Origin of the sequence: Lentzea nigeriaca, from assembly GCF_016907955.1 — a bacterium.
Lineage (GTDB): Bacteria > Actinomycetota > Actinomycetes > Mycobacteriales > Pseudonocardiaceae > Lentzea > Lentzea nigeriaca.
On the sequence record NZ_JAFBCX010000002.1, the window covers coordinates 269,927 to 291,385 of the forward strand.

Below are 21,459 nucleotides of genomic sequence, written 5' to 3' on the forward strand. Positions count from 1 at the left end.
TTCTCAGACCCAGTACGAGACGCGGGCGCGGTAGTTGCGCAGGATGACCAGTGCGAGCACCCAGCCGACGACGGTGAACCCGCCCGCGATCGCCCAGTGGTGCCAGTCGACGCGGTGGCCGAGCAGCGGGGCCCGGACGATCTCGACGAAGTGGTACACGGGGTTCAGCTCGGCGATCAGCACGCGCCAGCTGCCCTGACCCTGGGCGAACTTCTGCAGGATGCTCGCGTCCCAGACGATCGGCGTCATGAAGAAGACCAGGTTGATGAAGCTGTTCACGACCGGCGGGATGTCACGGAAGCGGGTGCTGATGACGCCGAACAGCAGCGCCACCCACACGGCGTTGACGGCCAGCAGCACGAAGCCGGGGACCGCGAGCAGTACCTCCCAGCTGAGACCGGGCTGCAGCGGGCCTTCCTTGGTCATCCGGTACGGCTCGGAGAGCGTGCCGATGAAGATCAGCATCACGATGACGTAGACGACGAGGTTGTGCGCGAGGAACAGCACCTGGCGCCAGACCATGCGCATCACGTGGATGGTGATCGGCGCGGGCAGGTGCTTGATCAGGCCTTCGTTCGCGATGAACACGTCCGTGCCCTCGGTCACGCAGCCGAGGATGAAGTTCCAGACGATGAAACCGACCGTGATGTACGGCAGGAACGCGGGCAGTTCCGCACCCAGCAACACCGAGTACAGCAAGCCGAGCGCGAGCGCTGTCGTGGCCATCGAGATGGTGATCCACAACGGGCCGATGACCGAGCGGCGGTAGCGCTGCTTGATGTCCTGCCAGCCGAGGTGACCCCACAGTTCGCGGTGGTCCCACGCCTCCCGCACATCGGCGAACGCGCGCTTGAAGCTGCGCGACTTGACGGCAGGCGGCGCCTCGGGGTGCTCGAGGGTACTGGTGGCTTGCACGAGGACTGAGCGTACCGGCGCCGGTTGAACGACCTGGACGCCGGTACGTCACGGGGTGGTCACCGAGCAGGGATCTTGGTCACCTTCATGGTCACCTGCTCGTTGTCGTAGGTGAACGACTCGTAGCTGAACTCGATCCCGGTCTGCTCGACGTACTCGGTCCACGCCTTGTGCTCGTGGTCCTGCCAGCCGGGGAAGTTGAAGTACTCGTCGAACAGGATGACGCTGCCCTCGACCAGCCGCGGCCCGACCAGGTCCAGCACGGTCTTCGTCGACGAGTAGAGGTCGCAGTCGACGTGCAGGAACGTGACGGGGCCCTCGTGGGCCTCCAGGAAGCCTGGCAGGGTCTCGTCGAACCAGCCGACGACCAGCTCGGCTCCCGGCACCTCCGGCAGGCCGTCGACGTTGAACGCACCGGCGGGGAAGCCGTTGCGCCAGTTCTCGGGCAGTCCCTCGAAGGAGTCGAAGCCGTAGACGTCCTTGCCTTCGCGCGCGGTGGAGATGATCTTCAGCGTGGTGCCCGTGAAGACGCCGAACTCCAGCGCGAGCCCACCATCAGGCGCGAGCGACAGCGCGTGTTCGAGCGTCTCGTGCGGGTGGCCGAACTGCGGAGCGTGCGGCATGTGCTCACGCACGAAGTTCGCACTCTGCAGCGCCGCCTCCTGCTCACCCGCGAACACCAGGTCCCTGCGTGTGCGGACCTCGAGCTGGCGGGTCTGGTCCACGGCGCGGTCACCCTGGTGGCGGATCTCCACGCGCAGCTCGTCCACCTGACGCTGCAGGTCGGCGATCTGCGCCCGCATCGGGGCCATCGCATCGCTCACGATTTCGATCGCCTTGACACGCAGCTTGTGGCGCAACTGCTTGGCCGCCAGGCCGCGGCGCACCTGCTCGAGCACGCTGGCTCCTCTCCAGGAAAGGTCAGCGCATCGTAGAACCAGCCCACGGGGGCACGGCTAGAGGTACTGACCGGTGCCTTTGCCGGTGGTGCCGCCGTCGTGACCGTCGGCGCTGCCACCGGCGGGCAGGGCGCGGCCGCGCATCTGCTCCAGCTGCGCCCGCGCGGCCATCTGCTGCGCGAACAGGGCGGTCTGGATGCCGTGGAACAGGCCCTCGAGCCAGCCGACGAGCTGAGCCTGCGCGATCCGCAGCTCGGCGTCCGACGGGGTGCCCTCCTCGGTGAACGGCAGCGAGAGGCGCTCCAGCTCGTCGCGCAGCTCCGGCGCCAGGCCGTCCTCGAGCTCCTCGATCGACCGCTTGTGGATCTCCTTGAGGCGGTTGCGGCTGGCCTCGTCCAGAGGCGCCGCCCGCACCTCCTCAAGCAGCTGCTTGATCATCGTGCCGATCCGCATGACCTTCGCCGGCTGCTCGACCATGTCGGTGATGTCGCCGTCCTGGCCGCCGACGATGACGACTGGCTGCTCCTGGTTCATGGTCTCCATCCTGGCCTTCTCCGGTGCCGGGAGGTTAGCCGGGTGGGGGCTGGCCGACACCGTGTTTGCCTTCATACGTACGGTGTGTGGCATGGCGTTCGACGTCGCACGGGTACGAGGGCTCTTCCCCGCGCTCGGCGACGGCTGGGTCCACCTCGACGCACCGGCCGGCATGCAGGTGCCCGAACAGGTCGCCACCGCCGTCTCCACCGCGCTGCGCGCCCCGGTCTCCGGACCTGGTGGCATCTTCCCTGCCTCGCAACGGGCAGAGGCCATCGTCGACGCTGCCCGCAGGGCCGTCGCCGACCTCGTCGGCGGTGATCCGGCCGGTGTCGTGCTCGGTCCGTCGGCCGCGGTGCTGCTGCAACGTCTCGCGGACGCGATGACCGACGACTGGTTCATGGGCGACGAGGTCCTCGTGTCCCGGCTGGACCACCCGGCGAACATCGCGCCGTGGCTGCGCGCCACCCAGCGCACCGGCAGCGCGGTCAAATGGGCAGAGATCGACATCGAGACCTGCGAGCTGCCGAGCTGGCAGTACGACGACCTGGTCACGGACCGCACGAAGCTCATCGCGATCACCGCGGCCTCCGGTGTGGTCGGCACCCGCCCGGACCTGGGCAAGATCTCCGCGGTGGCTCGTGCGCACGGGTCGTTGATGGTCGTCGACGCGTCCTCGGCCGCACCCTTCGTGCCGCTGGACATCGTTGGCATGGGGGCCGACGTCGTGGCTCTCTCCGCTGGTCAGTGGGGTGGTCCGCCGGTCGGCGCGCTGGTGTTCCGCGACCCGTCGGTGCTGGAGCGGCTGCCGTCGTGCTCGGTCGACCCGACGGCTCGTGGTCCCGAGCGGCTCGAACTCGGCCCGCACGCCTACCCGATGCTCGCCGGGCTCGTCGCGTCCGTGGAGTACCTCGCGGACCTCGACGACGCGGCCACGGGCACGCGCCGTGAGCGACTGGTCACGTCTTTGGGATCCGTGAAGGCGTACCAGGCCGGGCTGCTCGCTAATCTCATCAACGAACTGCGTTCGCTGCGACACGTGATGGTGATCGGCGACGCCATGCGCAGGGTTCCCACGCTGGCGTTCACGATCGCCGGGGTCAAGGCGGAGGACGGCGTGGAACACCTCGCGTCACGAGGCGTCTGCGCGTTCGCCGATCCCGGTCAGCACGGGGTGTTCTCGGTGCTGGGCGTCGGCGAGGTCGGCGGCGCCATCCGCGTCGGGCTCGCGCACTACACGAACGCGGTCGAGGTGGACGACCTGGTGAGGGCGGTGGCCGAGCTGGGCTGAGGGACTTGGGAGATCTTGCTTGGACGACTCGCTTGCTCGCGAGCTCGCCGATCTCTCGGCCCTGCAGCGCATCGGATCGCTGAACACGGAGTACCTGCCGTGGTCCTCCGGCGACCTGAGGCCGGCGGCGCTGGTCGCGGTGATGGACGAGATCGTGCTCGGCGCCCGGACCGTGCTGGTGGAACTCGGCTGCGGCTCGTCTTCCGTCCTGCTGGCCCGGTTGCTGCGGCAGCGAGGGTTCGGGCACCTGCTGTCGATCGAGCACGACGAACGCACGGCCGCGTTCGTCGCTTCGCAGCTGCGACGTGAAGGGCTGGGATCGGTCGCGCGCGTCGTGCACGCGCCGCTGTCCCGGCATCCGGCGGCGTTGTCGCGGCACGGTCAGTGGTACGCGCCGCAGCAGGTGCACGACGAGGTGCTCGCGTACATCGACCGGTTCGGTCTGGTGGACCTGCTGCTCGTCGACGGCCCCGGGTTCGGCGACTCGCGCTATCCGGCGCTGCCCGTGCTGCGCGCGGTGCTGGCGCCCGGAGCGACGGTCCTGGTCGACGACGTCGACCGGCCCGACGAACAGGCTGTGCTCACGCGGTGGTCCGAGGAGTTCAAGCTGGAGTTCCGCACGGCTCCCCGGACCTCGCTCGCCGCGGCTACCGCTCTCGCTTGAGCAGGACCTTCCCGAAGACGTCGCTCGCCTCCAGCAACCGGTGGGCTTCTGCCGCGTCCGACATCGGGACCGTTCGCCCGACGATCGGCTTGACCGCACCGCTCTCGATCAACGGCCACAGGTGCTCGCGGACCTGCGCCACGATCGCGCCCTTGCTGTCGACGCTGCGGAAGCGCAGTCCGGTCGCCATCACCATCGCCCGCTTGCTGAGGAGCTTGCCGATGGGCAGCTCACCCTGCACCCCGCCCTGCATGCCGATGATCATCAACCGGCCGTCGGGGGCGAGAACGTCGATGTTGCGGGGCAGGTAGGCGGCGCCCATGTTGTCGAGGACGACGTCGGCCTGCTTGACCTCGGCCACGAAGTCCTGGGTCTTGTAGTTGACGGTGATGTCCGCGCCGAGCTCCGCGCACTTGCGCAGCCGCTCGTCGGACCCGGCGGTGACCGCGACGGTCGCCCCGAGCGCCTTGGCGACCTGGATCGCGTGCGTGCCGATGCCGCCGGCGCCGCCGTGCACGAGGAACGTCTCGCCGGTCTTGAGCTTGCCGTCCATCACGACGTTCGACCACACGGTGCACGCGACCTCGGGCAGGGCGGCCGCTGTATCGACGTCCACCCCCTTCGGCAGCGGCAGGACCTGTTGTGCCGGAACGACGACCTTCTCCGCGTAACCGCCACCGGCGAGCAGCGCGCACACCTCGTCGCCGACGTTCCAGCCGGTCACGCCCTCGCCGAGCGCGGCGATCGTGCCGGAGCACTCCAGGCCGATGATGTCCGACGCACCGGGCGGCGGAGGGTAGAAGCCTTGGCGCTGCAGGAGATCCGCGCGGTTGACCGCACTCGCGGCGACGTCGATCAGCACTTCGCCCTTGCCGGGCACCGGGTCTGCGACCTCGGTCCACTCGAGCACGTCCGGGCCGCCGGGTTCGCGAACAGTGATGGCACGCATACAGTCGACCGTAATCCGTTGGACGCCGAAGGCACCATCGGAACATGGACGCCTGGCCTCTGCGACACCTGGTTCTCCGCACCCCGCGCCTCGAACTGCGCCCAGACGACGACGAAGGGCTGTTCGAGCTCGTCGAGGTGGCGAAGGGCGGCGTGCACGACCCGGCGGAGATGCCGTTCAGCGTGCCGTGGACCGACTGGCTGGCCAACGACGGCGGCCGGGGAGCGATCCAGTTCTTCTGGGGCAACCGCGCGAAGCTGGCGGCGAACGACTGGTCGGTGACGTTCCTGATCCGGCACGAGGGCGAGGTCATCGGCGCGCAGGACGTCCGTGCGCGGGACTTCGCGGCGCTGCGCGAGGTCGAGACGGGGTCGTGGATCGGCCAGAAGTTCCACAGCCACGGCTTCGGCACCGAGATGCGGGCCGCCGTACTGCAGTTCGCGTTCGACCACCTGGGCGCCCGCATCGCGCGTTCGGCGGCGTGGGTCGGCAACCGCGCGTCGAACCGGGTCAGCGAGAAGCTCGGCTACGTCCAGGACGGCACGATCGGGGTCGCGCCCCGCGGCGAACGCCTTGAGCACGTGCGACTGCGTCTGGACGCCGAGAACTTCGTGCGCCCCGAGTGGAACGTGTCGGTCGATGGCCTCGCGGAGTGTGTTCAGCTGCTCACCAGCTGAACACCCGACGGGCGGAGGTTGTGGCCCAGGTCTCCTTTTTGTGAGGGTTCAGCAGACTCTCGAACGAAGGGGATCGTTCATGTCTGGCAGATCCAAGCTGGCGACGGTGCTTGCCATCTCCGCACTCGTCGCTGCCCCGACCGCCACCGCCTCCGCCGCCTCCGCCGCCGAGCCGGAAGGCCCGGCCCTCGCCAAGAAGCTCGCGAAGAAGGTCACCGTCGAAGGTGTCAACCGGCACCTGATCGCGTTGCAGCGCATCGGTGACCGCAACGGCGGCACCCGCGCCGCCCTGACCCCCGGCTACGACGCGAGCGTCGACTACGTCGCCGGCAAGCTCCGCGACGAGGGCTTCATCGTCTCGACGCCGACCTTCGACTTCGACATCCAGGTCGCCGACGCCAAACTCGCCCGCGTCGACGGCGTGAGCTACGAGGCGCTCGTCATGACCGCCTCGCCGCAGACCCCGGTCGGCGGCGTGACGGGCCCGCTGCGCGTCGTCCCGGAGGACGCCAACACGGGCTGCGAAGCGTCCGACTTCGCCGGCCAGGACTTCACCGGCTCGGTCGCGCTGATCCGCCGCGGCGGGTGCACGTTCGAGCAGAAGCACCTCAACGCGTTCGCCGCCGGCGCCGTCGCCGTGCTGGTCTCGAACAACGTCGCGGGCCCGCTGTCGAACGTGACGCTGACCAACCCCGGCAAGATCCCGACCGGCGGCGTCTCCCAGGCCGACGGCACCACGCTCGCGACGAAGGCCGGCTCGGCCATCACCGTCGACATGCGCTACCACCTCGAGACTCGCACGCAACGCAACGTCATCGCGCAGACCAGGACCGGGCGCACCAACAACGTCGTGATGGCGGGCTCGCACCTGGACAGCGTCGAGGTCGGCCCCGGCATCAACGACAACGGCTCCGGCTCCGCGGCACTGCTGGAAACCGCCCTGCAGCTGGGTTCGCGCCCGAAGATCGACAACGCGATCCGCTTCGCCTGGTGGGGTGCGGAGGAGCGCGGCCTGATCGGCTCCCGCGAGTACGTCCGCTCGCTGTCGTTCGACCAGCAGCTGGACATCGCGCTGTACCTGAACTTCGACATGGTCGCCTCGCCGAACGCCGCGTACTTCATCTACGACGGCGACAACTCCGACGGTGTCGGCGCCCCAGCGGGCCCGTACGGCTCGGCGCAGATCGAGAAGGCCTTCGCCGACTACTTCGTGGCCAAGGGCGTCCCGACCGAGGGCAGCGACTTCACCGGCCGCTCCGACTACGGCGAGTTCATCGCGCAGGGCATCCCCGCCGGTGGCCTGTTCACCGGTGCCGAGGGCGTCAAGACCGCGGCACAGGCAGCCAAGTGGGGCGGCACCGCCGGCGTCGCCTACGACCCGTGCTACCACTCGAAGTGCGACAACCTCGGCAACCTCGACCGCGTGGCACTCGGCCGCAACGCGGGCGCCATCGCGTTCGTGACGGCCGCCTACGGTGTGTCCACTGAGGACGTCAACGGCGTGCCGCCGCGCGAGGATCGGGCCGAGGTCCGTTCGTCCGCCGCTCTGATGAAGGCCGAAGTGCACGACGACCACTCGCACGACGCCGTCGCGTAACTGATCGGGCTGAACGATCTCGAACGGGCGGTTCGAGATCGTTCAGCCCACGCGGGCTCGTTGCTGTTGACCCAGGGTCGCCAATTGGAGCAGCTGACCCATGTCCGGGTGATGCCAGACGCTGTGAACGCCATCCGGGGGCCGGGGCGGAGCCCCGGTTGGGGTCTGGGGACTCGGCCCCGAGAAAACACCTGGAGCCAGGAATGGTCGACGCTTTCCGTCGACACACTTCACCACTCGCGGAAGCGGAGGGATTTGAACCCCCGGACGGTTGCCCGTCTCCCGCTTTCAAGGCTGCATCTGGCTGTTCCGGTTCGTTCGGGGTAGTCCGCAATTATCGGTGTTGCCTGGTCAGGGATGCTGTCCCGTCCCAACCCGTCCCGGACCGTTGCTACACCCGTAGCTACACCTCGTTCTGGGTAGCTGGCCTGGTGGTTGTCCCGTCCCGCTGGTCCACGGTGGGGCGGCTTTGGCATGTCCGGTGGCCGATGACGCGGAGCGTTGGCGGGCGTCGATCGCCGTGCCCGGCTCGGTCAGGTCTTGGATCGCGCGATCGTCCTGACGCCTGGGTGCTGGGAGCTCCTGCGCGTCGCCGTTGGTGGCGCGCTGCCGTGGATGGACGCCGGCCGCGCCGTCCGGCCGACGGGCGGAGCGAAGCGGGAGCCCGGCGTGCCGGGATGGATGGGGAGCCGGTGCAACGTGACGGGCCCGTGCGCGCCGCCGACGGCGGCGCGCCTTGATCCCACAGAGCCAAATTCGGCAACACAAGCAGCTACGATCGCTGGTCTGCGCACTGGAGGAGCTATGCCACAGCTGACCGCATTGACCGTCAATGGCCTATTCGGACGCCCCGATCTGAACCACCATATTACACTCCGAATCAATGAGCGCGTAACCATCCTCACCGGCCTGAACGGTAGCGGAAAAACCCACGTGCTCAAGATACTCAAAGGAATGAACGACCTTGACTTTGCCTCCGTCGTCAAATTGCCTATCGCATCCACAGAGGCGAAATACGGTCCTGGAAACAGCATCAAACTAACAAGGAACACAAAGACGGGTCACACAAGTGCTGTGATTACAGGCAAGAGAAGCGCCCGTACCGTTCCCTCATTCTCAGTAGAACTCGAACCCGAACTACACTTCGATGTGCCTGACTGGCTAAGAAGGGTCGATAACGACACTTGGTTTGACCTGCAAGACGGAGATTACTACACCCACCAGTTTGTATTGGAAAACTTTGCACGCGAACGGGCCAGGAATCCATTCGCCTCAAATGACGACGAGCACAAGAAGAAACAACCCGACTGGTTAGCGCAATTCAAGCCAACCGCTAGGTCAATCTTTATCGCCACAGCTCGCTTGGACACTAGCGGATACGGGCAAGAACGTCCAACGAGGCGTGATCCGGGGCGAAATCCGCGGCGGGGACGCTCCGAAACTATCGCAAGGATCACCGAGTACGTCGAGCGCATTCGATCGCTGATTAGTGAGGCTCGTCGTCGATCTCTTGCGATATCTCAACGCGCTGACAGAAGTTTTGTTTCCAAGGCTCTCGACAAGGCGCGAGCCAAGGTGAACGAAGCCGTTCTCAAAGAGCGCTACGAAAACATATCCAATCTCCACCAGGAACTACACCAGAACGGGCTAACCGAGGAAACAATAGGGGTGGCACTACCCATTGGCGGCAGCAACCCCACTGAGCGGCGAATCCTTGACGTCTTTCTCGATGATTGGGTCGAAAAGCTTGGTCCGCTGCTGCCCGTACACGAGAAACTTCAGCTTCTGCGCGAAATCGTCGGAAACAAGATGATCGCCAAGGAGATGATCTTTGATGTGAATGGATCGTTGCTGTTTAAGGATCCGAATGGCCAGCCTATTACCGTGGGGATGCTTTCTTCCGGAGAGCAGCATCTACTGGCGCTCTACACCATGCTCCTGTTTGCGGCTGAGCCTGGTTCCCTAGTGCTTATTGATGAGCCCGAGATTTCACTACACGCTGCTTGGAAACACGCCTTTGTTACTGACGTCCAGCGCATCGCACACGTTAACAACTTGCAGATTGTACTTGCGACCCACAGCACTGCCATTGTGAATGGCCGATGGGATCTCGTCGAAGAACTCAGCGCAGGAGTTTAGGATGACGGAATCATCACTCCGCAAATACGATCTGCTCGCCGACCGAATTCGGTTTCACCGCCAATCCACGATGGATCCGATTGTGGTGGTGGAAGGCGTTACAGACGCCAGAATGTGCTCGCGCCTACTAGGACGACTTAACGTGGTACCGTTTATCGCTGGCACGCGCAGCAATGTGCTGGAAGCTGCGGTCAAGTTGGCTGAATATGGAACACTCAAAGTCGCGTGCCTCGTTGATCGCGATTTCGATGACGTAATCGAGGCTCACTCGTCAGTGACAACTGTGGTGACGTACGATAACGCTGATCTTGAATCGATGCTAATTCAGACTAAGGCTTTCGACGCTGTGGTTGACGAGTTCGGCAGTGACGAAAAGGTCGAGTCTTACGGCGGATCATCCAACGTCCGCACTACCATTGTTGAACTCTCTTATCCGCTCGCGCGAATCCGCCGCCAAAATGCTAACGAAAGCTGGGGACTAAGGTTTGATGCCCTCGATCTCCCTGGTCGAGTTCAGGACAAGAAGGGTTCAGCCGTTTCCTTACCTATCGCACCGCTGTGCGATGCGCTTTTGTCGTGCTCACCTGACTCGTCCGCTAGCCGAATCGACGTACTAACTGCGGCTGCGGCAGAGGACTCCGTTTGCCCGTATACAGGGAAACCTCGCTACCGCGGCCGCGATGCGTTGACCATACTTGCGGTAATGCTGCGATCCCGCCTTGGCTCCTACAAAAAGCAGGAAATGAACGGAGAACTCCTCGCTCAAGTGCTGCGACTAACTGCGTCTTTTGACTTCGTGGTGGATACGCCGTGGTGGTCGCGATTAAGCCTCCAGTTGCAGATCTCATCAAACTAGAGATGCCAGACCTGCGATCAGAGCAATACTCTTGATGATCGCATCAGGCCTTGCAAGTTTGAAAGCATTCAACTTGCCAGGCTTATTTGCGTAGCCGATCACAGGAACATCGGCAGCTTGAGCCGCTTGAATGTCTGACAGTGAGTCCCCAATCATCACGCTCTTCGTGGCTGCCGTATCAAGCCGATCACTAGCTTGACGAAGCAGAAACGGATTCGGCTTCAAAAGCCTCGGATCTGCCTCCGTGCGCGCAGAGATGCAATGAACATAGGGCATCAGGCTGTAACGATGAAGATATGCCTCAACAGCTGCCGCACTATTGTTACTGACAATCGCCACCTTACGGCCGCTAGCGTGCCATGTGCGAATGAGGCGATTCGCTCCCGCCGTAGGCTCGGCAGTTGCGATGGCTTCCACCTCGTGGGCGCGCAATGCGGCTTCTGCGTAGCGTGCGTGATCGTAGCCAGAATTGGCTACAAAGCCGAAGACTTCAAATGGATCATTACTCTTTTGAACCTTAGGCGGAAGACCCTTATCGCCAGCCACTGCCAAGAGGTTACGGAGTTGTTCTGCCACTAAAGGTGCGGGAAATCCAGCGAATACGGAGCAGATCGGGCCATCGAAATCGAGGAATAGAGCTTCCGCACTTGCCAACATGGAAAGCAGTGTTGTAGAATCATCAACCGAAATTTGGCCCTTGGTCACCTCTGATACTCCGTCGAGACGGTATTCCACATCGAGTCAAACCACATGCGAGCCTGTTCGACATACTGGCTTCCGGTGCTGGTGTCGTCGTCGGTGACGCTGTGATGGAAGAGGATGGCTTCCTTGCCTACCAGGTCGTAGATCGGCTTCGGTTCGTCGTCGAAGCGGATCACGTGCTCACGCACGGGATAGAAGCCGAAGAAGGCTTCCTCGTTGTTGAGCAGGTAGAGCTTGAACAACGGTGCGGCGCGGTGGACCTTGATCTCGACTGCGACGTCCTTGACCAGGCCAAGGTCTCCGAGTTCCTGGACGTTGTCCACGATCGCGAGGGTGTGGCGGCGCATGATCTCGTCCATGCGCTTGCGGAAGCCTGGGCTGTCCTGCAAGTCCTCGACCTGGCATGGGATCGTCCACGGCTGAGTCGTGTCCGGGACGAGCATCCGGATGTTGATCGAGGCGGGCGTCAGCCGGCCGATTCGGATCTTGTCTAGCGGCTCCTGCATGACGCCTTGCAGGGTCTCGCCGGAGAAGCCGGCAAAATCGATGGTGACGTGCTCGGCCTCGAAGGCGCGCTCGATGTGCGGGCGCAAGCCAACCGGGCGTTCGGTGCGCTCGCGGACGAAGACGCCGCTGCCCTGCCGAGAGACGATCAGGCCTTCATCGCGCAACTCGCGCAGGGCGTTCTGCACGGTCATCGGCGCGACTTCGTACTTCTTCGCCAGCTCAGCACGCGAGGGAAGCTTGTCCCCTGCCTTGAAGACCTTGGTAAGGATGGCTGCCCGCAGAGCGTTCGCCACCTGCACATACGGCGGGCGCGGGTCGTCCGGGTCGAGCGCCATGCTCCGTCTCCTCGGTGTCTCGTGTCTCGAAATTCAATGTAGGGCGCGAGACACCAGCGTAGGAGATGTTGTCTAGCCCGCCTAGTGAGCTAGCTCAACCAGTGAAAGGCCATCTGCTTGACTTGGCTAGACAACCTAGCTAGCTTGTAACTTGGCTAGGTCGTACAGGCGACCTAGCGAGGCTAGGGAGGTTGTCATGGCGGTTCCGTACGGCACGCGCTTCGAGGCGGCGTTTGACCAGGTCTTTCCGATGGGCGCACTGATGGTCGGTGAGGTCGCTCCGGACATGGAGTACATGAGCCAGGAGGACAGGGCCCGCGGTAAGCAGGCCAAGCAGAAGATCGACGAACGCTCGGGCAAGCGGCAGTGGAAGGTCGTCGTCACCGACCCGTCGGCGGAGAAGGAGCGGGACGCATCGGTCACCGTGACCGTGCTCGCGGACGTCCAGCCCGTCCCACCGCACGCGGTGCAGGTCATGCCCGGTGTCGAGGTTCGGCCGGTCGCGTTCGAGGGGCTGACGGTCGAGCCGCGCGTCATGGGTGACCGGTTCAAGTACCAGGGCTTCACGATCCGGGCTACGGGCATCGTCTCGCCGCAGGTCGGCGCTCCGCCGAAGCGTGAGGGCAAGCCTGCGGGTCAGCAGGGCCAGAGCGAGCAGAAGACGGCGGCCTGACGGTGGCGCGGCCGTCACGTGAGGCGGTCGCCCGCTGGAACACCGCGTACGCGGAGCAGACGGCGGCGCTGTTCGCCGCTTCCAGCATCGGGGATGCACGGGCAGTGCTCCGTCTTGCTCTCGGTTATTCGGCAGTGGCGCAGGCATGGCGGATCTTGGCCGCTGACCTGGCGGTGCCCCTGTGGGCTCGGCATGCCTGCTCGCTTGCGGCAGAGGAATTCGAACGCAGGGCACGGGTCGAGCAGTCGCGGGTTGCCTTGGCTGATCAGGACGAGGAATGAGCATGGCTAAGTCGGACCAATGGTTGGCCGCGCAGGAGGCTCGCACACTGATGGAGGCGCATGACGTCGTGAGCAAGTTGATGCCTGCGTCGAATGCCTCGCCCAAGGTGATGCGGGACTTTTACCGGCGCTCCGCGGCTGTGTACGCGCGGATCGCCGAGGTGGATCGAGCGCACCACCACGAAGCCCTCTACTGGGCCAACCGCGAGCGGGAGAAGGCCGAAGAAATCGACAAGAAGCTCGACGGCAAGAAGTCGACGACGGCCTAATTAGTCCTTTTTAGACAGAGCGCGTGATCATGCTGGGTCACGTGGCGATGCCGCACGCCTTCTTGCGGCACAAGGGAAACGTGGGCGCAGAAGCGGAAACCGGCTACCAACCATGCCGCTCCTGCGCTTGTCCACCCAACGTGGGAGTGAACAATGATGAGCGTAGAGCCTGGACGTACCTGTGCGCCAGACAAGGCCCTGAAACAACAACGCTGGGACCGGCTGATCGCCAGCAAACAGACTGTTTCGACGTTCGCCGTGATGCTGGAGAACGGGGGACTCGTCAGCCTCGACCTCACGCAGGCACAGGCTGAAGGCTTCGAGTGCCTGTCCTGTAAGCGTCAGTGCGGTACTGGTCAGGACGCATTCCGGCCTGTCGGTCGCATCCCGAGCGTAGGCAGTGTCTTTGAGTGCGTCGCGTGCTTGGACGGTGCGCGATGAGCGGGACGAAGTGGGTTGATCCGGCTCCGTTCGAGGGTGCTCGGCCGCGCTTTCCTTGGTGGATATGGCTTACTCGGTGGGCCAAGGTCGTTGCGCTGCCGTTCGTGTTGGCGGGGTTCGCGGTGTGGCTCGGCGTCCGTCTGGTCCTCCTCGGGCTGCGGTACCCGGTCGCGGCCGGCGTGGCCGTCTTCGGGCTTCTGGCCTACCGGAACTTCGGGCTTTCGCCGCTGGTCTTGGCGCTGCTCGCGCTCGTTGCCGCGCTGTTGGTCTGGTACGGACTACATCGGCGGTCGTTCCTGCGGCACTGCTGGTACCGGATCGTCACTGAGTGGCGGCGGGCAACGGTCTACGTGCCGAAGTGGCGCACGGTGATGCGGCTGTCGGACCTAGCCAAGGAGAACCGGGGCAAGGAGTACCGGCCCGTGCTGCGCCGCGTCCGTGCTGAGGGCTGGCGGGACAAGGTGCGTGTGCGGATGATCCCGGCGCAATCACCGGAGCAGTGGGAAGCGCGGCGGGACAATCTGGCGCACTCGTTCAACGCCCGGTCCTGCCGGGTGCGGGTGTTGAAGCCTCGGCTGCTCGAACTCGACTTCATCCACGCTGACCCGCTCGCCCGGCCGGTGGCTGTCCCGCGGCTTGATGACTCCGCGGACATCGACCTCAAGAAGCTGGTCATCGGCGTGACGGAGACAGGTCGGCCGTGGCGGTTGAAGCTCCTGGGTTCGCAGGTCCTCGTGGTCGGCGTTCCTGGCGCGGGCAAGGGCTCGGTGCTCTGGTCGATTGTCTGGCAGCTCGCTCCCGCGATTCGTGCCGGCCTGGTTCGCCTCGTCGGCATCGATCCCAAGGGCGGGATGGAACTCGGGCAGTGTCCGGACGCCTTCGACAAGGTCGTCTATGACAACGGGCCAGACGCGGTTGAGCTGCTGGAAGAGATCGCGGCCGAGGTCAAGACTCGGGCCTCGCGGTACCGGGGTGTTCGTCGGCTATGGACGCGGCCCGCTGGTGAGCCGTTCACGGTCCTGGTGGTCGACGAGCTGGCGGACCTGATCGCCTACCAACAAGACAAGCAGCTGAGGGAACGTGCGGCACGCGCGGTGCAGACGATCAGCTCGCAGGGACGCGCTCCCGGTGTCGCCACGGTGGCGCTGGTGCAGGACCCGCGCAAGGAGATCGTGAGCTTCCGCCACCTGTTCACGACCCGCGTTGCCTTGCGGCTGGACGAGCCGATTCAGGTGGACATGGTCCTGGGTGACGGCGTTCGGCAACGCGGCGCGGCGGCTCACGAGATCAGTGAGAACACGCCTGGTGTCGCGTGGCTCAAGGAAGAGGGGCAGCGCGAACCGGAGAGGGCTCGGGCCTTCCACGTCACGGACGCGGATCTGGTCGAGCTCGGCCTGTTCCTTGCCCCGGCGACCGTTCACGACTTCCCTGCAAGCACAGAGCGGAGGGCGGCATGAGCACGAACATCACCACCCTCCCGGCCGATGTTGCAGGTCAGACGCGGGCGGAACGGATGAGGCAACCGGCCGCGCTCGACGTCACCAAGGCCGCTGCTGAGCAGCACGGCGTGTGCGTCCGGCCGTTCACGATGGAAGTTGAAGACCACGAGTCCTACGAGGTCCGGTACGTCGCGGTGCCGTGCGGCTCGACGGTTGAGAGCGTCTGCAAGCTCTGTGCGAAGAAGGCCAAGGCGTTGCGGATGGCTCAGTGCCGCGAGGGCTGGCACATGGACGTTGAGCCGGACTTCACCCCGGAACCGCCCACAAAGGACCAGACGGAGCTGCTGACGTACCGCGCGGACCTCGTGAAGGCCTACAAGGAAGAGAACGGCTCGGCGCACGCGGACGAGCTGCGGGAGGAGATCCACAGCGTCGACGAAGAACTTCGGCAACTCGGCGTCCGTGGTCGCCTGCCCTCGCCGGACGACCCCGGCAAGCGGCCTGTGAAGCGCTCGACGAAGCGGCGGCAGGATGCGCCGGACCTGCCTCGGCGACGCGTGGAGAAGCGGACGGTTGGGCGGGAATTCGCGGGAGCCTTCCGCCCCTCGATGTTTGTCACGCTCACCCTCGACACCTACGGCAAGGTGCGCGACAACGGTACGCCCGTGGACCCGGACAGCTACGACTACCGCCGTGCGGCAAGGGATGCCGTGCACTTTGCGTCGCTCGTCGACCGGTGGTGGCAGAACCTGCGTCGGGTCGTTGGCTGGGATGTCCAGTACTTCGCCACGGTCGAGCCCCAGAAGCGTGCTGCGCCGCACCTACACGCAGCACTCCGCGGCTCCATCCCGCATGAGGTGATCCGGCTCGTCACGGCGGCTACCTACCACCAGGTCTGGTGGCCGAAGCACGACGAACGTGTCTACATCGACCGGCTGCCGGTCTGGGACAGCAACGCCAAGGCGTTCATCGACCCGGACACCGGAAGGGCCTTGACCGCCTGGGAAGACGCGGAGGTCGAGGAACCGGCGCACGTCGTGCGGTTCGGGCGCCAGGTGCACTCTAAAGGCATCCTCGGCGGCTCCGAGGAAGCTGGGCGCCTCATCGGCTACCTGACGAAGTACCTGACCAAGTCCATCGGTGAGGTGGTCGAGCAGGACACCGAACGGCAACGCCGGCATGCGGACCGCCTGGCGGACGAGCTGGCCGTCACGCCGTGCTCGGAGCGGTGCGCGAACTGGCTCCTGTACGGCGTCCAGCCACGCGGGGCGAACTCGCGGATGACTGCCGGACGGTGCAAGGGGCGGGCTCACCGCAGGGCCACGCTCGGGCTGCCTGGGCGGCGGGTTCTGGTGTCCCGCAAGTGGTCGGGGAAGACCCTCGCGGACCACAAGGCTGACCGGAAACGGTTCGTGCTCCAGGCGCTCAAGGCAGTCGGGATCGAGAAGCCCGAGAAGGACCCGGCGCGGCTCGTCTGGCACAAGGTGCGGCCTGGTGATCCGAACGTGCCGCCACGGGCGCATCTGCTCATGCGTGCGATCGCTCAGCGCGTGACGTGGAAGGCCGAGTACGACCGCGCATTGCTCGCGGCCGGACCGCCAGATCTTTCGGCAACTCCACAAGCGGCCTGATCAACCAAGGGGGAAGAGATGAAGGACATGGTGTACCGCGTCGAGGAAGTCGCTCGTGCCCTTCGGGTGGGTCGGACGAAGGTGTTCGACTTGATCAGGGCTGGTGAGCTGCCCTCGGTCAAGATCGGCGGGAGTCGTCGGGTTCCGGCTCAGTCCGTTGAGGAGTACCTGTCTCGGCTGATCTCTGAGGCGGCGTGATGGCCAGGGGCAAGCGGTCCAACGGTGAGGGCTCGGCCTACCAGCGCAAAGACGGCATGTGGATTGGCGCGGCCTACGTGCTCACCACGACCGGGCATCGCAAGCGCGTCACTGTTTCGGCAACTGAGGAGGGGGAGTGCTGGAAGAAGCTCCGCAAGAAGATCGCGGACTCGAACGCCGGCATCCCCGTAGCTGCGGAGACGTGGACGGTTGAGAGCTACCTCAAGTACTGGATGTCCAACGTGGTCGCCACGAAGAGGCCTCGGACGGTCGAGGGATACGGCGTGGTCGTCCGGCGGCACCTGGTGCCCAACCTCGGCACGAAGAAGCTCCATCGGCTGTCAGCGCAGGACGTGCGAACGTTCATCACGCGACTGAGGCACGACTGCCGGTGCTGCGCGGAGAAGCTCGACGCCAACCGGCCGAAGGACGCTCAGCGCTGCTGTGCCAAGGGAAAGTGCTGCAAGACGGTGCTGTCGGACCGGACCATTCAGCAGATCCACGCGGTCCTGCGGAACGCCCTGGCGCACGCGATGCGGGAGGAAGTCATCCCGCGGAACGTCGCCAAGCTCGTGCAAGTCAAATCACCTCGGTACGACGTCAACCGCGGCTTGTCCGCCGATCAGGCGAAGGCGCTACTCAAGGCGGCGGCAAACGACCGGCTGAAGGCTCTGTACGTTCTCGCGCTTTACCTCGGGATGCGGCGCGGTGAATTGCTGGGCCTGCGGTGGAAGGACATCGATTGGGACGGGTGGGACGAGCCGTGTGACGAGCACGCGGACGACTTCTGCGAGGACTGCGCGGAGCGGCACTCGCCCACCTTGCAGATCCGCCAGACGCTTCAGCGAGTTGGAACCAAGCTGGTGTTCGTCCCGCCGAAGACAGACCGGTCGGAGCGGGTCATGCCGCTACCGCTCCTCGTCGCCTGGGCGCTCGTGGACCACTGGGACCTCCAGGACGACGAAGCGGACGCAGCTGGTGACAAGTGGGAGGAGTCCGGGTTGATCTTCACCACACTCACCGGTGGGCCGATCGATCCGACCTACCTCCGAGCGAGCTGGTACCCGATCCGGAAGCGTGCAGGCCTGGATGGCGTGCGGTTCCACGACATTCGGCACTCGTGCGTGACGCTGCTGCTGAGGCTCGGCGTGCCGCCGCACATCGTCCGGGACATCGTCGGCCACTCGAACATCGAAGTGACGATGATGATCTACGCGGCCGTCTCCCTGAGGACAAGCGGGAGGCCTTGAAGCGGCTCACGGACGAGCTGGGCTGAGGGCGTTGCTACACCCGTTGCTACAGCAGAGGGGCTGTGAAGGTCTCCGACAAACCTTCACAGCCCCTCTGAGCTGCGGAAGCGGAGGGATTTGAACCCCCGGACGGTTGCCCGTCTCCCGCTTTCAAGGCGGGTGCATTCGGCCGCTCTGCCACGCTTCCCCGACGCCGGTGGCGTCAGCCGAGAAGCCTAGCCGTTCGACTCCCGCAGGTGTGTCATGACCCGGTCGAAGACCTTCGCCAGCACTTCGCCCTCCTCGGGAGAGAGCAGGTCGACGATGTGGGCGCGGACGCCGCGCAGGTGTGTCGGAGCTGCTTCCACCAGCTGGGCCATGCCTTTCGGCGTCAGTTCGGCCAAGACGCCTCTGCCGTCCTCGGTGCACTCGCGCCTCAGCACGAGGCCGGCCTTCTCCATGCGGGCCACCTGGTGGGAGACGCGGGACTTCGAGGAGGCCACGTCCTCGGCCAGTTGGGTCATGCGCATGCGGTGGTTGGGCTGTTCGGACAGGCGCACGAGGATCTCGTAGTCGGCCAGTGACACGCCATGGGTGTCCTGCAGCTCTCGGTGCAGGCGGTCCATGAGCATGGAGGAACCGTTCACGTAGGTGCGCCACGCTCGCATCTCGCCCTCGTCGAGCCAGCGCGGCTCCTGCTCACTAGGTGTCACGCGAACAAGGCTAAACCCGCGCATGACGATCGAGTCATTTCTCTGGCAAACGGCGCGTGCGGGCGGCAGACTGCTGCGCCGTACACGCGCGTTAACCACGCCTTTGCTGGAGAGGCTCTCACCCATGAGTTCGTTCAGACGGCTGTCCGTTCTGGCGATCACCGCTGCCGCGGCCACTGTCATCACCGCTACCGGGCCCGCACAGGCCGACTCCCAGGCGCTGCGGGGCCGGGGTGCGGTCGACGTGCGCCTGATCGGGATCAACGACCTGCACGGCAACCTCGAACCGCCGACCGGATCGTCGGGGCGGGTGGTGCTGGCCGACGGCACGACCGTCGACGCCGGTGGCGCCGCCTACAACGCGACGCACATCAAGAACCTCCAGAAGGAGGTCAAGAACTCGGTCGTCGTCGGGCAGGGCGACCTGATCGGTGCGTCGCCGCTGGTGTCTGCGCTGTACCACGACGAGCCGACGATCGAGGTGCTCAACAAGGTCGGCATGGACACGACCGCGGCGGGCAACCACGAGTTCGACGAGGGCTACAAGGAGCTGCTGCGGGTGCAGCGAGGTGGCTGCCACCCGAAAGACGGCTGCCAGTTCCGCGACAGCTACCCAGGAGCGCACTTCCCGATCCTCGGCGCCAACGTCACGAAGACCAAGACCGGGCTGCCCGCGTTGCCGCCGTTCTGGGTGGAGATCCGCGACGGGATGCCGATCGGCTTCATCGGCATGCCGCTCAAGGACGTGCCTATCCTGGTCGACCCGAACGGCATCAAGGAGATCCAGTTCGGCGACGAGGTCAAGGCCGCCAACAAGTACGCCAACTTCCTCGACGCCATCGGCGTCAAGTCGATCGTCCTGCTGGTGCACCAGGGCGACCAGGTCACCTCGCCCGGTGGCGGGCCCAACGCGTGCAACGTGGCCGCGCAGAACCCCGGCAGCTACATCGCCGCCAACGTCAGCCCGAAGATCGACGCCGTGTTCTCCGGCCACAGCCACCAGCACTACAACTGCGTGGTGAAGGACCCGGCTGGCAACCCGCGGCCGTTCATCGAGGGCCTTGCCTTCGGGCGGGAGCTCAGCGTCGTCGACCTCAAGATCGACCGCAGGACGCGCGACGTCATCCGCAGCGAGACGAAGGCCGACAACAAGATCGTCACCCGCACCGTCACGCCGGACCCTGACGTCCAGGCCACCATCGACCTGGCCAAGCAGAAGGTCGGCCCGATCGCGAGCAAGCCGGTCGGCTCGATCGCCGAGGACATCGTCAAGCTGCAGAACGCGGCCGGCGAGTCGCCGTTGGGCAACCTGATCGCCGACTCGCAGCTGGAGGCCACCAAGAACAACGGCGCGGTGCTCGCGCTGATGAACCCCGGCGGCGTGCGCAAGGACCTGGTCTACAAGAGCAACAAGGGCGAGGGCGACGGTGTCGTCACCTTCGAGGAAGCCGCCGACGTGCAGCCGTTCGGCAACATCCTGCAGACGGTCACGCTGACCGGAACGCAGCTCAAGAACGTGCTGGAGCAGCAGTTCACCGCCGCCAGGACGTTCGTGCTGCAGCCCTCGGCGGGCCTGAAGTACACCTGGTCGGCGTCCGCGGCGTTCGGCTCGAAGGTTTCCGGCATCACGCTCAACGGCGTCGCTGTCGACCCGAACGCGACCTACCGCGTGACGATCAACAGCTTCCTGCAGGGCGGTGGTGACGGCTTCAGCGAGTTCACCAAGGGCACGAACGTGACCGGCGGTGGCATCGACCTGGACGCGTTCACCGGATGGCTCGGGGCTCACCCCGGCCAGAAGGCTCCGGCGACCGATCGCATCACACGAGTGTCGTAACCGCAGAACGCACGTGAGGGCCATCTCGGCGACAAAGTCGTCGAGATGGCCTTTTTCGTGTGTCGAATTGGTCCATTTGATCTAGGGTGAGGGTCGATGTCTTGGTTGCGTCGGCTTTTGTTGCTCGCCGGTCTGGTGACCGGCGCCTGGCTGCTGGGCAGCGCAGGTGAGGCGCACGCCGACGTCAAGGTCGAGATCGACAACCTGAAGATCGAGGTCGGGCTGCCTGTCGCCGACGTCGGTCTGAAGATCGAGACCGGGCTCGTCCCGGAGCAGCCGGAAGCACCGGCGCCGCCCAAGTCGGACCCGCGCACCGAGACCCCCGCACCGCAACCCGCGGCACCGCAGACGCCGTCTCAGCCGGTCGTGGAAGCGCCCGTGCACACCGACGTGCCTCCGCAGCAGCACACGACGCCGCCGCCGTCGACCACGCGGCCCACCGACCCCGCTCCCGTCCCTCAGCAGCCGCACCCGCAGGCAGAGCAGCCGATCACCGGCACGCTCCCGCAGAGCGGCGCGGGGCAGACGAGCGGCACCCAGATCCCGGCGGGCACGCTCACGCACGCGATGCGTCCGCCCACCACCACGACGTCTCTCGTCAGCACCGAACAGCAAGACGTGCCGCGCATCGTGCGCGCGGAGGAACCGACGTTCTCCCCTGATTGATCCCGTGCCCGTCTCCA

General features: G+C 65.5%; 21 protein-coding genes and 1 tRNA gene. 14 read left to right on the forward strand and 8 right to left on the reverse strand.

The annotated features are described in order from the left end of the window. Positions 1 to 3: 3 nt before the first annotated feature. The 3 genes from wzm to JOD27_RS07615 are packed head-to-tail and all read right to left on the reverse strand — an operon-like array spanning position 4 to position 2,348. Positions 4 to 915 carry a galactan export ABC transporter permease subunit Wzm/RfbD gene (wzm, locus tag JOD27_RS07605; RefSeq protein WP_204761412.1) on the reverse strand — a complete coding sequence of 304 codons (912 nt, stop codon included), beginning with the start codon at positions 913 to 915 and terminating at the stop codon, positions 4 to 6. A 59-nt stretch (positions 916 to 974) separates the two neighbouring features. After that, positions 975 to 1,814: a class I SAM-dependent methyltransferase gene (locus JOD27_RS07610; RefSeq protein ID WP_307829984.1), complete on the reverse strand. Its 840-nt coding sequence runs from the start codon at positions 1,812 to 1,814 to the stop codon at positions 975 to 977. A gap of 57 nt (positions 1,815 to 1,871) precedes the next feature. Continuing rightward, positions 1,872 to 2,348 (reverse strand): bacterial proteasome activator family protein, encoded by a 477-nt coding sequence (locus JOD27_RS07615; protein WP_372441674.1) that lies wholly within the window; start codon positions 2,346 to 2,348, stop codon positions 1,872 to 1,874. Positions 2,349 to 2,439: 91 nt separating this feature from the next. Here JOD27_RS07615 and JOD27_RS07620 point away from each other — a divergent pair, with 91 nt between their 5' ends. Together JOD27_RS07620 and JOD27_RS07625 are read left to right on the forward strand one after the other, a co-directional pair. Next, complete coding sequence (locus JOD27_RS07620; RefSeq protein WP_204761414.1) at positions 2,440 to 3,639, forward strand: cysteine desulfurase-like protein; 1,200 nt, start codon at positions 2,440 to 2,442, stop codon at positions 3,637 to 3,639. A 19-nt stretch (positions 3,640 to 3,658) separates the two neighbouring features. Then, positions 3,659 to 4,303, forward strand: coding sequence for a class I SAM-dependent methyltransferase (locus JOD27_RS07625; RefSeq protein ID WP_204761415.1), 645 nt, complete (start codon positions 3,659 to 3,661; stop codon positions 4,301 to 4,303). On the opposite strand, the gene JOD27_RS07630 is transcribed toward JOD27_RS07625, so the two are convergent. Further along, positions 4,287 to 5,252 (reverse strand): NAD(P)H-quinone oxidoreductase, encoded by a 966-nt coding sequence (locus JOD27_RS07630; protein WP_204761416.1) that lies wholly within the window; start codon positions 5,250 to 5,252, stop codon positions 4,287 to 4,289. The genes JOD27_RS07625 and JOD27_RS07630 overlap by 17 nt on opposite strands. 44 nt (positions 5,253 to 5,296) lie before the next feature. Between JOD27_RS07630 and JOD27_RS07635 the strand changes: the two genes are divergently transcribed. The 4 genes from JOD27_RS07635 (at position 5,297) to JOD27_RS07650 (ending at position 10,521) form a co-directional block, all read left to right on the forward strand. Further along, complete coding sequence (locus tag JOD27_RS07635; protein WP_204761417.1) at positions 5,297 to 5,929, forward strand: GNAT family N-acetyltransferase; 633 nt, start codon at positions 5,297 to 5,299, stop codon at positions 5,927 to 5,929. Positions 5,930 to 6,008: 79 nt separating this feature from the next. After that, the gene (locus JOD27_RS07640) at positions 6,009 to 7,526 is read left to right on the forward strand and encodes a M28 family metallopeptidase (RefSeq protein ID WP_204761418.1); all 1,518 of its coding nucleotides are present in this window, start codon (positions 6,009 to 6,011) and stop codon (positions 7,524 to 7,526) included. 501 nt (positions 7,527 to 8,027) lie between these two features. Beyond that, a complete protein-coding gene (locus JOD27_RS07645) occupies positions 8,028 to 9,665 on the forward strand; it encodes an AAA family ATPase (RefSeq protein ID WP_204761419.1) in 1,638 nt (545 codons plus the stop codon). A gap of 1 nt (position 9,666) precedes the next feature. Further along, entirely contained in the window at positions 9,667 to 10,521 is an 855-nt protein-coding gene (locus JOD27_RS07650; RefSeq protein ID WP_204761420.1) for a DUF4435 domain-containing protein, read from the forward strand. On the opposite strand, the gene JOD27_RS07655 is transcribed toward JOD27_RS07650, so the two are convergent. Continuing rightward, positions 10,513 to 11,226 carry an HAD family hydrolase gene (locus tag JOD27_RS07655; RefSeq protein WP_307829985.1) on the reverse strand — a complete coding sequence of 238 codons (714 nt, stop codon included), beginning with the start codon at positions 11,224 to 11,226 and terminating at the stop codon, positions 10,513 to 10,515. The genes JOD27_RS07650 and JOD27_RS07655 overlap by 9 nt on opposite strands. Then, a complete protein-coding gene (locus JOD27_RS07660) occupies positions 11,223 to 12,065 on the reverse strand; it encodes a GntR family transcriptional regulator (protein ID WP_204761421.1) in 843 nt (280 codons plus the stop codon). The genes JOD27_RS07655 and JOD27_RS07660 overlap by 4 nt, the downstream gene beginning before the upstream one ends. Before the next feature lie 196 nt (positions 12,066 to 12,261). On the opposite strand from JOD27_RS07660, the gene JOD27_RS07665 reads away from it, so the two are divergent. From JOD27_RS07665 to JOD27_RS07690, 6 genes are all read left to right on the forward strand, one after another. Further along, positions 12,262 to 12,738 (forward strand): hypothetical protein, encoded by a 477-nt coding sequence (locus JOD27_RS07665; RefSeq protein WP_204761422.1) that lies wholly within the window; start codon positions 12,262 to 12,264, stop codon positions 12,736 to 12,738. Positions 12,739 to 13,021: 283 nt separating this feature from the next. After that, complete coding sequence (locus JOD27_RS07670; protein WP_204761423.1) at positions 13,022 to 13,288, forward strand: AMED_5909 family protein; 267 nt, start codon at positions 13,022 to 13,024, stop codon at positions 13,286 to 13,288. Positions 13,289 to 13,833: 545 nt separating this feature from the next. Continuing rightward, positions 13,834 to 15,186 carry an FtsK/SpoIIIE domain-containing protein gene (locus tag JOD27_RS07675; RefSeq protein ID WP_307829986.1) on the forward strand — a complete coding sequence of 451 codons (1,353 nt, stop codon included), beginning with the start codon at positions 13,834 to 13,836 and terminating at the stop codon, positions 15,184 to 15,186. Then, complete coding sequence (locus JOD27_RS07680; protein WP_204761425.1) at positions 15,183 to 16,799, forward strand: replication initiator; 1,617 nt, start codon at positions 15,183 to 15,185, stop codon at positions 16,797 to 16,799. Before JOD27_RS07675 ends, JOD27_RS07680 begins: the two co-directional genes overlap by 4 nt. 27 nt (positions 16,800 to 16,826) lie before the next feature. Further along, positions 16,827 to 16,997: a helix-turn-helix domain-containing protein gene (locus JOD27_RS07685; RefSeq protein ID WP_239566769.1), complete on the forward strand. Its 171-nt coding sequence runs from the start codon at positions 16,827 to 16,829 to the stop codon at positions 16,995 to 16,997. Next, positions 16,997 to 18,247 carry a tyrosine-type recombinase/integrase gene (locus tag JOD27_RS07690; protein ID WP_204761427.1) on the forward strand — a complete coding sequence of 417 codons (1,251 nt, stop codon included), beginning with the start codon at positions 16,997 to 16,999 and terminating at the stop codon, positions 18,245 to 18,247. The genes JOD27_RS07685 and JOD27_RS07690 overlap by 1 nt, the downstream gene beginning before the upstream one ends. A gap of 102 nt (positions 18,248 to 18,349) precedes the next feature. Here JOD27_RS07690 and JOD27_RS07695 read toward each other — a convergent pair. Next, positions 18,350 to 18,434, reverse strand: a tRNA-Ser gene (locus JOD27_RS07695). 28 nt (positions 18,435 to 18,462) lie between these two features. Beyond that, positions 18,463 to 18,894, reverse strand: coding sequence for a MarR family winged helix-turn-helix transcriptional regulator (locus JOD27_RS07700; protein ID WP_239566770.1), 432 nt, complete (start codon positions 18,892 to 18,894; stop codon positions 18,463 to 18,465). 169 nt (positions 18,895 to 19,063) lie between these two features. On the opposite strand from JOD27_RS07700, the gene JOD27_RS07705 reads away from it, so the two are divergent. Both JOD27_RS07705 and JOD27_RS07710 read left to right on the forward strand, forming a co-directional pair. Continuing rightward, positions 19,064 to 20,776 (forward strand): bifunctional metallophosphatase/5'-nucleotidase, encoded by a 1,713-nt coding sequence (locus JOD27_RS07705; protein ID WP_204761429.1) that lies wholly within the window; start codon positions 19,064 to 19,066, stop codon positions 20,774 to 20,776. A 96-nt stretch (positions 20,777 to 20,872) separates the two neighbouring features. Next, the gene (locus JOD27_RS07710) at positions 20,873 to 21,442 is read left to right on the forward strand and encodes a hypothetical protein (protein WP_204761430.1); all 570 of its coding nucleotides are present in this window, start codon (positions 20,873 to 20,875) and stop codon (positions 21,440 to 21,442) included. Positions 21,443 to 21,459: the final 17 nt, after the last annotated feature.

What these genes read in the sequence shown, in the direction of transcription:
- JOD27_RS07665 (WP_204761422.1), top strand. Translation starts at nt 12,262, where the DNA reads ATGGCGGTTCCGTACGGCACGCGCTTCGAGGCGGCGTTTGACCAGGTC.
- JOD27_RS07615 (WP_372441674.1), bottom strand. Translation starts at nt 2,348, where the DNA reads ATGAACCAGGAGCAGCCAGTCGTCATCGTCGGCGGCCAGGACGGCGAC.
- JOD27_RS07670 (WP_204761423.1), top strand. Translation starts at nt 13,022, where the DNA reads ATGGCTAAGTCGGACCAATGGTTGGCCGCGCAGGAGGCTCGCACACTG.
- JOD27_RS07680 (WP_204761425.1), top strand. Translation starts at nt 15,183, where the DNA reads ATGAGCACGAACATCACCACCCTCCCGGCCGATGTTGCAGGTCAGACG.
- JOD27_RS07685 (WP_239566769.1), top strand. Translation starts at nt 16,827, where the DNA reads ATGGTGTACCGCGTCGAGGAAGTCGCTCGTGCCCTTCGGGTGGGTCGG.
- JOD27_RS07620 (WP_204761414.1), top strand. Translation starts at nt 2,440, where the DNA reads ATGGCGTTCGACGTCGCACGGGTACGAGGGCTCTTCCCCGCGCTCGGC.
- JOD27_RS07630 (WP_204761416.1), bottom strand. Translation starts at nt 5,252, where the DNA reads ATGCGTGCCATCACTGTTCGCGAACCCGGCGGCCCGGACGTGCTCGAG.
- JOD27_RS07635 (WP_204761417.1), top strand. Translation starts at nt 5,297, where the DNA reads ATGGACGCCTGGCCTCTGCGACACCTGGTTCTCCGCACCCCGCGCCTC.
- JOD27_RS07650 (WP_204761420.1), top strand. Translation starts at nt 9,667, where the DNA reads ATGACGGAATCATCACTCCGCAAATACGATCTGCTCGCCGACCGAATT.
- JOD27_RS07660 (WP_204761421.1), bottom strand. Translation starts at nt 12,065, where the DNA reads ATGGCGCTCGACCCGGACGACCCGCGCCCGCCGTATGTGCAGGTGGCG.
- JOD27_RS07690 (WP_204761427.1), top strand. Translation starts at nt 16,997, where the DNA reads ATGGCCAGGGGCAAGCGGTCCAACGGTGAGGGCTCGGCCTACCAGCGC.
- JOD27_RS07710 (WP_204761430.1), top strand. Translation starts at nt 20,873, where the DNA reads ATGTCTTGGTTGCGTCGGCTTTTGTTGCTCGCCGGTCTGGTGACCGGC.
- JOD27_RS07705 (WP_204761429.1), top strand. Translation starts at nt 19,064, where the DNA reads ATGAGTTCGTTCAGACGGCTGTCCGTTCTGGCGATCACCGCTGCCGCG.
- JOD27_RS07700 (WP_239566770.1), bottom strand. Translation starts at nt 18,894, where the DNA reads ATGCGAGCGTGGCGCACCTACGTGAACGGTTCCTCCATGCTCATGGAC.
- JOD27_RS07640 (WP_204761418.1), top strand. Translation starts at nt 6,009, where the DNA reads ATGTCTGGCAGATCCAAGCTGGCGACGGTGCTTGCCATCTCCGCACTC.